We start from the raw sequence: 9,651 nt of genomic DNA, 5'->3' as shown, positions 1-9,651 counted from the left end.
GGCCCAGGCGCCCGCCGCCCAGGCCCAAGCTCAGGCCCCCTTCCAGCCGCAGGCCGAGACGCGCCAGCCGCCGCGCCCCGAGCCCCGCGCCGCCGAGACGGCGTGGTCGCCCCGGATCGTGCAGCAGCCGGTCGAGGCCCCGCGTTCGAACCCGGAGGCCGAGGACATCTCCGAGCTGATGGCCGAAAACCTGATGCTGAAGGCGAAGCTTCGGATCGAATCCGACCGCCACGGCGAGTTGCAGACCCTGCTCGCCCAGGAGATCCGCGAGCTGCGCAACCACGTGCAGATCGAGATGAACGCCCTTCACGAAATCCGGGCCGAGCGCGATCACTTCCGGGTCGAGCGCGACCAGATCCGCGACGAGCTCGATGCGATGCGCGAGGAGCGCGACCTCTGGCGCGCCCGCACCGAGGCGCTGGCCCAGCCGCTGTTCCAGAAGCGCTGAGGCGCGTCGATCGCGGCGAGCCACGGTCGTCGGACACGACGAAGGGCCGCCCTCGCAGGCGGCCCCTTTTGAAAAGCCGAAGGGCCGCCCGTGAGGGCGGCCCTTCCATTGCCGAACCGCGGTCCGGCCGAAACTGTCCCGAGAGTGCCCGGGCGCCCTTAGAAGGAGGCGCCGGAGGCGACGGTCCAGGTCCGGTAAGCCGAAGACAGCGGCTGATGACAATGAGACACTGGATCACCTCCTTTCGTTCGTTGCTGGGATCCCCAAGGTAGGTGGCGGGACGGCCCCTGTGAAGCCCCCCGCCTGCGTTGTCTCGCCGCCCCCCGTGGCAGGCTCCTCGGCCGCCTTCGCGACGCCGATCGGGCGTCAGGGGCGGCCCGCGACGACGGCGACGAGGTCGTTCAGGATCCGGGTCAGCTCCGCCTGCGCGGCGGGGGTGGACAGGTTGTGGTCGGTGCCCGCGACGATCGCGACCGGGGCGCCGAGCCGACGGGCGGCGCGCTCGGGCGTGCGCCCGACATGGCGGCGCAGGGCGGGCAGGCCCGGATCGCCCGCGGTGTAGACGAGGCGCAGATGCGCGCCCCGTTTCCGCATCGTCCCGATCCGTCGCAGGACGCTGCCGCCGGCGGGCCTCGGACGGAACAAGGCCTTCCAGCGGCGGTCGGCCAGGCGGAGGCCGCGGCGCAGGAGCACGCGACCGATCGCCCGCACGCCGACCTGGCCCGTGAGCAGGCGACGCCACGTGCTGCCGTGACGGAGCAGGGCGGCATAGGTCGCGGCGCTTCCCACCGTCTGGCGCACCACGGCGTCGACGTCGTCCTCCGGGTGCCAGTCGAAGCAGTAGAGGTTGGCCAGGAGCGCCCCGGCGACGCGCGGGTCGCGCCAGGCCGCTTGGAATGCCGCGTAGGCGCCGCTGCAACTGCCGACGAGGACGACCCGTCCGGCGCCCCGCGCCTCCAGGTAATCGAGGGCGTGGCGGAAGTCGTGGAGGGTGTCGGGCGAGAACAGCGGCGAGGCGCCGCCCGGCCGGTCCGCGCTGTCGCCGATGCCGGCGAGGTCCACACGCAGCGACGGCACGCCCTCGACCGCGAGGGCGCGGGCCATCCGCGTCGCCTGCCGGCCCCAGCCGGAATGCGCGCTGAGGCCGGCGGCGACGAACAGGATCGTCGGCGCGCCGGTCGCCGAGCCGGCCGGACGGGCGTGGACGCCGAACAGGCCCGGCCCGAACCGGACCGCCTCCTCCAGCCAGCCGTCGCCGGCGAGCTTTGCCGGCGACACGACCGGGGGCGCCGCCGTCGGGCGGGGCAGGGCGCCGGCGGTCGCGAAGCCGACCACGTCGGCGAAAGCCGCCTCCGGCGTCTCGGAGAACAGCGGGTTGCCGACGAGCTGGGCGAGGCCGGGCAGGGCGCCCGAGGTCACATGCGCGCCGAGCGCGGCGTAGCGCTTGGCGAGGGCGTCGGTCTCCGCGCCGAGGATCAGGATTTCGGGCGCCGGGCGCATCGTCGCCGTGGCGAGGTCGATCCGCGCGAGGTCGGCCGCGAGGTCGGGGCCGATCGGGAAGCCGCCGAGCGACAGGTGTCCGGGCGGCTCGGTCGGCACGGTGCCGTCCGAGAGCTGGTTCACCGCGGGCGCCCGCAGCTTCATCTCGCGCAGGTAGCCGCGCCCGGTCCGGCACGGCGCCAGCAGCGCGAGCCGGTCGATCCCGCCCTCCTCGGCGACGAGCGCCGCCAGGGTTCCCCCGAGCCGGAGGCCGACGAGGACGACCTCCGTCGACCCGGCCTCCTCGCGCAGGACGCGCACCGCCCGGCGGATCGCCCCGAGCCACGCCTCCAGCGTGCCGGCGCCGGCATCCGTGGAATCGCCCTCGCCCGGATAGTCGAAGCGCAGGGTGGCGCAGCCGGTGGCGGCGATCCGCCCGGCGAGGTCCCGCCACGGGCGGTGCGCCGAAAGCTGCTCGAATCCGGTCGCCCCACACAGGATCACGCCGCGCCGGGCGGTGCCTGGGCTGAACCAGCCGAACAGGCCGTCGACGACGACCGGTTCCGCTTCGACGGGCGACGGATGTGGGAGCGGCGGCGCGTGCATCATCGAGGTCTTAGAACTTCACGATCTCGTTTGTGTTCACGGCGCGAACGATCCCGTGCGGATTCCCGCCGCCGACGAGGGCGATGCGGCGAGACGCGCCGGGGGCGAGGTGGAAGCCGTCGTCGTCGGGCCGGGCGCCCGCCTCGGTCTCGATGCGCACGCAGAGCGCGTGGCGGTCCGCCGAGACCCAGAGGACGGGACCGGCAGCACCCGGTTCGATCGCGGCGGCGAGACCGACCGGGCGCGGCGCGGGATCGCGCCCTTGCGGGAAGTGGAAGCTCTCGGCGAGGACGGCGGCGGCGTCCGCATCGACCAGGCTCGCATGGGCGAGGGCGTGCGCCATCGGGCCGAAGCGGTAGCTCCCGGTGGCGTCGAAGAAGCGCCCGAGCAGCGTCGCGCTCGACCATGTGCCGGAGCTGCGCGGCGCGACTGCGACCGCACGCTCTGCCTTCGCCACGGCGCGCCCCTCGGCATCGCTGAAGACGAGGCGCAGGACGGCGGAGAGCGGCGCGGCCATCTCGTTGTGGACGTGGAGATGGAGGCCGTTCAGGCCCTCGTCCGAGATCGTCACCTGGACGGGGCGGAAGGCGCGCTTGAGGGCGTACCACGCCGACTTCGGCCGGCCGGCCGCGTCGACGACGCCCCAGCCGATGCCGGGGGCGAGGTCGCGGAAGAACCACACCAGCCCGCCGGCGGTGGGCGAGCGCGCCCGGCGCCACTCGGCGAACACCGCCTCCATCACCTCGGCGCTGGCCGCGCGGGCGAGCGCGCAGTAGCGATCCGGGTCGTCGCGGCGCAGAGTCTCGGGATCGAGCCCGAACAGGTCTTGGATGTAGTGGTCGCGGACCTGCTCGAACTCCCAGTCGGCGCCGCGGTCGCGCGGGACCGTGGCGGCCCAGCCCAGGCTCGCGGGGTCGCAGAGATCCGCCTCCCGCAGGGTCGCGGCGTCGGGGACGTTGGCGAAGGCCAGGCATTCCGAGGCGAAGCCGACCTCGGCGCGGCGCGCATCCTCCAGCGGCCGGCGGTAGGCGCCGACGCCGTAATAGTGGGCGAGCCCGGCATCGGTCGAGAACGGCAGGTCCCCGCCCGACGGCGAGTTCGGCACCACAACGAGGTCCGGCCGCAGGCGGGCGACGCGGGCGGCGAGCACGTCGTCCGACAACCCGCCGGTCCAGGCGTCGCGGGGGAAGCCCAGCATCGCCGCCTGCTGCGCGACCTCGCTGCCGCCGCACAGGACGCAGAGCGCGGGCGAGGCCTGCGTCCGGTCGAGGAAGCCGTCGATCTCGGCGAGCAGGCGGTCCCGGAAGGCCGGGTCGTCGATCGGATAGTCGAAGTTGGCGAGCATCAGGTCCTGGAACACCAGGATGCCGCGCTCGTCGCACAGGTCGTAGAAGGCGTCCGCCTCGTAGAGGGTGATGCCGGACACCCGCAGCATGTTCATGCCGGCCTCCTGCGCCAGCGCCAGCAGCGGGCGGCAAGCCTCGGCGGAATGGCCGACGAGGTCGGCCGGCGTCCAGCACGCGCCGCGGCAGAACACCGGCACGCCGTTGACCGTCAGGCTCAAGCCCTCGGCGAACGGGCGGGCGAGCGCGATCGTGCGAAAGCCGACGCGGCCGAGCGCCAGCACGTGGCCGTCGATCTCGGCCTCGACCGGATGGAGCCGGGGCTCGCCGTGCGTGTGCGGCCACCACGGGGCGACATCCGGGATCAGGACCTCGCCGGCGAAGCAGCCCGCGGCGTCGGCCTCGATCACCGCCGCGGCGCCGGCGCAGCGGAGCGTCAGCCGGGAGCCTCGAACGTCGGCCAGGGCGAGGCGGAGCCGCAGCCGGCCGGTCCCGCCGTCGAGCTCGGCGCGCAGGTCGGCCGACAGCACGCGCGGGACGCCGGCGCCGAGCGCGGTCCGGGTGACGGGGCGGTAGGGGCCGACGGCGTCGACCGCCGGGCACCAGCCGGGCATGAAGCCGAGGAGGCTGGTGCGGACGTGGCGCAGCGATCCAGGCGTCGCCAGCCGCGGTCGCCAGCGCCCGCGGCGGTTGGGCCGGGCGAGCGCGACCTGGAGGGCGCGAAAGCACAGGTCCAGCTCGACCGTGCCGGCGCCGTCCACCTCGACGGCGTAGGCAAGGAACATCGAGCGCGTCTCCAGGCGGAGCGTGCCGTCGACCCAGATCTCGGCGAGCGTCGCCAGCCCCTCGAAGCGCAGGGATTCGGGGCCGGCGAGCGACAGCGTCGTGCGGTACCAGACGTCCGACCCGTGGAGCGGCGTCGGCGCGGCCTCGGACCAAAGGCCGGCCGCGCGGAGCGCCGCCGCCGCGGTGCCGGGAACCTCGGCCGGGATCCAGCCCGAAAGACTCGCCGCGTCGCCGGGACCGGCGCAGGCGCCGGGCGCCGTGACGACGAGCTGCCACGGGCCGTCGACCCGGCGGGGCGGGACGCCGTCGACGGCGTGGAGGCGGGCCACGACGCCGTGCCCTCAGCGCAGGGCGCGGTCGAGGGCGGCGAAGACGGCGTCGTAGCTCGCGGCCGGGCGTTCGAGGGCGGCCGCGAGCGGCGCGGCGTTGCGGCGGCCGAAGGCGCGGGCGAGCTGGAACTGGAACGCCTTGGTCTCCTGCGCCAGGCGCGTCGCCGCCTCGGCGGTCGCGCCGAGTTCGGCGAGGCCCGAGGCGTCGAGCCAAGCGAGGTGGCTGCCGAGGAGCTCGAAGTTCGCCCCGAGCTGGCGCGTGGTGTTGAAGGCGTAGCTGTGGAACACCGACAGGGGCTGGCGCACCAGATCCTCTCCGGTCCCCGCCAGCGCGTCGCGGAAGGCGCGCACGGGGTTCGTCTTCGGCGCGCGCGCGCGGTGCGCGGTCAGCATCGTGCGGGCGGCCGTCCGCAGGGCGCCGGGTGGCAGGGGCGGGGCCACCACCTTCACGAACTCGGCGTAGGGCGGCAGCAGGGTGGGGCCGAAGATCCCGTCGTAGTCGGCGCCGGAGAGCTGGAAGCGGCCGGCATTGTGAAGGTAGTCGAGGGTGCGACGCCGCTCGTCGAGCGCGAGGATCGCGATCGTCGTCTTGGCGTGGTCGCGGCCGTAGGTGGTGCCGACGGTGTCGGGCAGGTGGATCGCGTCGACCTCGACGAGCACCGGGCAGCCGCGGGCGGCCTGGATTGCGGCGTGGCGCTCGAGCCCGCCGTAGACGGCGAGTTCCTCGAGGCGCAGACCGTACAGCGCCTCGATGTCGGCCATGGACGGCTTGAAGAAGGTGAACTGGTCGCCCTCGAAGTCCTGCCGCAGGGTGAAGCCGAGCATCGCCTCCGGCTCGAGCCCGCGCCCGTGCAGCAGCTCGATCCAGAGGTCGACGTAGCAGTTGGTTTCCGGCCACGCGCGGTCCTGGGCGTGGAGCGGATGCAAGGCGGGCGCCGGGGCGGCATCGTGGACGAGGGCGAGGGCGGCCGACACCGATCCTAGCCCCAGAGCTGCTTGCGCACGTCCGCCGGCCAGGCGGCGAGGTCGAGGCCGTGGTGGCGCAGCAGCGCCAGCGTGATCCGCTCCAGGCCGAACCCGACGCAAGCCGTGTGGGCGACCGCGCCGTCGGCCTGGCCGATCTCCCAGGTGCTGCCGAAATGGTCCTGGTGGTAGTTGAAGCTCAGGCAGGCGGTGGGCTGCTCCGTGCTGTTAACCGGCACGTTGAGCTCGAACTTCAGCCCCTGCATGCGCTGGTTGTTGGCCAGCATCCGCCCGGCGCGCCCGAAGAACGGGTCGTTGGCCGGGTCGACCGCCAGCGGCAGGCCGAGGTCGCGCATCATCGCGGTGCCGCGCTCCAGCCAGACCTCGCGGAAGGCCAGCACCTGCTCGGGCGAGCCCATGCGGACGTATTCGCGCATGCGGAACATCTGCATCCGGGTCGGCTCGACCGAGGGCTCGTGGCGGAAGCAGTAGGATTGCAGGTCGAACAGCAGGCCTTCGGCGGGGAGGGGACCGCGGGCGGCGGCCACCGGATAGAGCGGGTAGCACGCGGCCGGCGTCAGCACGATGTCGGTGCAGGCCTGGTCCTCGGTCCAGTCCTTTCCGGCCTCGACGCAGGCGAGGAGACGCGCATGGGCGGCCTCGTCGCCGCAGAAGCTGTGCACGGTGCCGGCCAGGTTGGGGAAGCCCTTGAGGTAGCCGCTGCGCTCGAAGGCCGGGCGGCTCATCCCCGGCGGGAAGCGCATCCGCTCGGCCCCGTCGGCCGCGCCGAGGCGGGAGACGAGGGCGTCCAGCGCCTCGACCACGCTCTCGAAGTCGCCGCCGCGGCCATAGAGGCCGTCGATCCCGGTGCGTACCAGGTGGCCCCGGTCGAACAGGCGGTCGAGGAAGGAACGCGGTTCCGCCTCGTCCCCGGCGGACGGCAGCGCCTCGAACGGCGTGGAGGTGGGATCGGCCAAGCTGTCCATCACGCGCCCAGGAATGTGCCGCCGCCCTTCTGCACCAGCAGAAGGTTGGCCGTGTTGCTGTGGATACGGTCGTTGCTGATCATCAGCGGCGCAGAGAGCACGTCGCGCAGCGCCCGGCCGAGGCTGAACGGGGTGCCGTTCTTGTAGCCGGCGATGCCGACGATCCCGAGCGCCACCTGCACGATGGACACCGCCATGGTCGAGGCGGTGGTCTTGACGTTGTTCAGGGCGATCGCGAAGCCGATCGAACCGAGCGCCGCGGGCGACCCTTGCGCCTCTTCGTAGTGGCGCAGGCCGCCCTGGATCGTCCCCTTCATCGCCTGCAGCGAACTCGTCGCCTCGGCCAGGCGCAGGGCGCCGGGGGGCACCGTGCCCGGCCGGCGGCGGGCCTCGGCCTGCACGAAGGTCCGCGCCCGGTCGAGCGCATGGCTCGCGATCCCGAACCAGACGCTGCTCCACAGGAGGTGCGAGGCGGCCAGCATCGACTGGGCCGCGATCTCGGCGAAGGGCTTGGGCAGGATCTGGGCGACCGGCACGTCGCGCGCGGCGAGCACGAAGCCGTCGCTGCAGGTGCCGCGCATGCCGAGCGTGTCCCAGCGGCTGGTGCGCTCCAGGGTGAACTGGTCCGACGTCAGCGCGACCAGGACCTGGTCGGAGGAGGCGGCCTCGGGATGGCGCCGGCCGGTGGCGAGGATCACGTCGGCGTGGGCGCCGTAGGAGATCACGGTGGCGTCCTTGCGGAAGGCGAACACGTCGCCCTCGGCCTCGACGGCGCAGAGGCTGTTGCGCAGGTCGCCGCCGATGCCGCCCTCGGTGGTCGCCGAGGCGACGAGCAGCTGCCGCTCCGCCACCCGCTGCATCAGCGCGCGGTGCCAGGGGCTCTCGGCCCCGTGGGTGACCAGGCTCGCGACCTTGATCTGGTGCATCGCGAACACCATCCCGGTGGCGGCGCAGGCCTGCCCCAGGCTGAAGCACACCTCGGCCATCCGGCTCATGTCGGCGCCCTCGCCGCCCAGGGCCTCGGGGATCTGGATCCCGAGCAGCCGCTCCGCGCGCAGGGCCGCCACCGCCTCGGCGGGGAACCGCCCGTCGCGGTCGACCGCGTCGGCATGGAGCGCCGCCACCTGCGCCACCCGGCGCATGCGCTCGGCGAAGGTCGGCGCGGGAAGGCGCGATTCGGCGAGAATCGGCTCGGGAGGAATCGTTTCGCCCGGGGCGGGGTCGGCGGCGATGCGTTCGGCGAGCGCGCTCATCTGGGCGAGCGCGTTCATGCGTCCACCGGCTCGACGATCGTCGTGACGGTGCTGCGGATCGCCCGGATCGTCGCGAACGAGGTGCGGTTCAGCAGATGATCGGGGAACTCGATGTTGAAGCGCTCCTCGAGCGCCAGCATCAGCTGCACGGATCCGAAGGAGCACAGCCCCTTGTCGAACAGATCGTCGTCGTCCGAGAGCCGGTCCACTTGGCCGGAGAGGGACTCGATCCCGCCGAGGGTCTCGCGGATGTCTTGAGAGGAAATCATCATACGCAACACCATCTGAACCGAATCCAAGATGCCGGCCTAGACTATGATCGTCAATTCTTACTCGACAATAAAGTTAACTTAATTATTAGTAAATGCCTGAGTTATGGTATCTAACTCGCTGAAATCAGGTATTCGCCGCCATACGCCACGAGGGCCAAACGCGGTGAGGCCACGACGCGACGTGCAAGATCACGATCCGAAGCATGCCGCAGAGTGAAAGAACGACATTGCGCACAATCGGAATGCGAAGTGCCGTCCGGATCTGTGTTTCGACGCGTTCCGCGACGGGATGGGCGAAACAGATTGCTACATCCGTCAGCAAGCTGGCTAAAGGCCAGTCGATTCGTTGCCGTCATGCAACAGCGGCGTCGCACAAGGTCTTGACGGACGATTCGACATTGCTCGGGGGAACCGGTTCGCACACAGTGATCGGGCACTGGGGGCATCGCAAAAGCGGGCCCGATGAGCCCGCACCCAAAAAGCGGGCCGCACAAGAAACGTACGTCGCGATCGGCCCCGGCCGCGCGACCGTACGATCCTCGGGTCTCGAAGCTTTTGGAGATATCTATGTCGCTCTTGAAGAGCACCCTGCTCGCTTCGGCCGCCGGCTTCGCCGCCGTCGCCGGCGCCCAGGCTGCCGATCTGCCGGTCAAGAAGGCCGCCCCGATCGAATACGTCCGCGTCTGCACCGCCTACGGCGCCGGCTTCTTCTACATCCCCGGCACCGACACCTGCATCCGTCTCTCGGGCCGCGCCCGCCTCGAGGCCGGCTACCAGGCCAGCTACTCCCGCGCCGCCGGCAACGGCGACCTGACCGGCTACCAGGGCCGCATGCGCATCAACGTCGATGCCCGCACCCAGACCGCCTACGGGACGCTCCGCGCCTTCATCCGCCTCGATGCCGGCAGCCGTTCCGGCTACTCGGGCGTCGGCACCTCCGGGACCCAGCAGCGCCAGGGCACGGCCTTCGCCGCCACCGGCGTCGACGGCTTCGGCCGCCTGCAGCAGTACTCGAACGTCGACAAGGCCTTCGTGCAGTTCGCCGGCTTCACCGCCGGTCGCGCCGCGTCGTTCTTCGACTTCTACGCCCACGACTTCGAGTTCGCCGGTGCCACCGCCGGCTCCGACATGGCCTCGACCAACCTCGCCGCCTACACCGCGACGCTCGGCAACGGCTTCTCGGCAA

Annotated in this window: 8 protein-coding genes; 2 read left to right on the top strand and 6 right to left on the bottom strand. The window is 72.4% G+C overall.

Annotation, left to right across the window (positions count from 1 at the left end; all coding sequences use genetic code 11):
• A partial coding sequence (locus tag FV229_RS27605) for an ATPase (protein WP_187275251.1) occupies nucleotides 1-448 on the top strand: 448 nt, incomplete at its 5' end.
• A 366-nt stretch (nucleotides 449-814) separates the two neighbouring features.
• Here the strand turns inward: FV229_RS27605 and FV229_RS22590 are convergent.
• From FV229_RS22590 to FV229_RS22565, 6 genes are all read right to left on the bottom strand, one after another.
• On the bottom strand, nucleotides 815-2,536 hold the full coding sequence (locus FV229_RS22590; RefSeq protein ID WP_147754111.1) for an alpha/beta fold hydrolase: 1,722 nt from the start codon (nucleotides 2,534-2,536) through the stop codon (nucleotides 815-817).
• 7 nt (nucleotides 2,537-2,543) lie between these two features.
• Nucleotides 2,544-4,991 (bottom strand): glycoside hydrolase family 2 protein, encoded by a 2,448-nt coding sequence (locus FV229_RS22585; RefSeq protein WP_147754110.1) that lies wholly within the window; start codon nucleotides 4,989-4,991, stop codon nucleotides 2,544-2,546.
• A 12-nt stretch (nucleotides 4,992-5,003) separates the two neighbouring features.
• Nucleotides 5,004-5,966, bottom strand: coding sequence for a DUF1839 family protein (locus FV229_RS22580; protein ID WP_147754109.1), 963 nt, complete (start codon nucleotides 5,964-5,966; stop codon nucleotides 5,004-5,006).
• A 5-nt stretch (nucleotides 5,967-5,971) separates the two neighbouring features.
• Nucleotides 5,972-6,898 (bottom strand): amino acid--[acyl-carrier-protein] ligase, encoded by a 927-nt coding sequence (locus tag FV229_RS22575; protein ID WP_246685438.1) that lies wholly within the window; start codon nucleotides 6,896-6,898, stop codon nucleotides 5,972-5,974.
• Between the two features lie 41 nt (nucleotides 6,899-6,939).
• Nucleotides 6,940-8,082, bottom strand: a complete 1,143-nt coding sequence (locus FV229_RS22570) for an acyl-CoA dehydrogenase family protein (RefSeq protein WP_147754113.1) — start codon at nucleotides 8,080-8,082, stop codon at nucleotides 6,940-6,942.
• Between the two features lie 125 nt (nucleotides 8,083-8,207).
• Nucleotides 8,208-8,462, bottom strand: a complete 255-nt coding sequence (locus FV229_RS22565) for an acyl carrier protein (protein ID WP_147754112.1) — start codon at nucleotides 8,460-8,462, stop codon at nucleotides 8,208-8,210.
• Between the two features lie 570 nt (nucleotides 8,463-9,032).
• On the opposite strand from FV229_RS22565, the gene FV229_RS22560 reads away from it, so the two are divergent.
• On the top strand, nucleotides 9,033-9,651 hold a 619-nt coding region (locus tag FV229_RS22560), incomplete at its 3' end, for a porin (protein WP_187275250.1).

The sequence above is a fragment of the Methylobacterium sp. WL120 genome, from assembly GCF_008039465.1.
Classification (GTDB): domain Bacteria; phylum Pseudomonadota; class Alphaproteobacteria; order Rhizobiales; family Beijerinckiaceae; genus Methylobacterium; species Methylobacterium cerastii.
The sequence above is the reverse complement of the archived record's forward strand: the minus strand, read 5'-3'. Positions and strand labels throughout refer to the sequence as shown.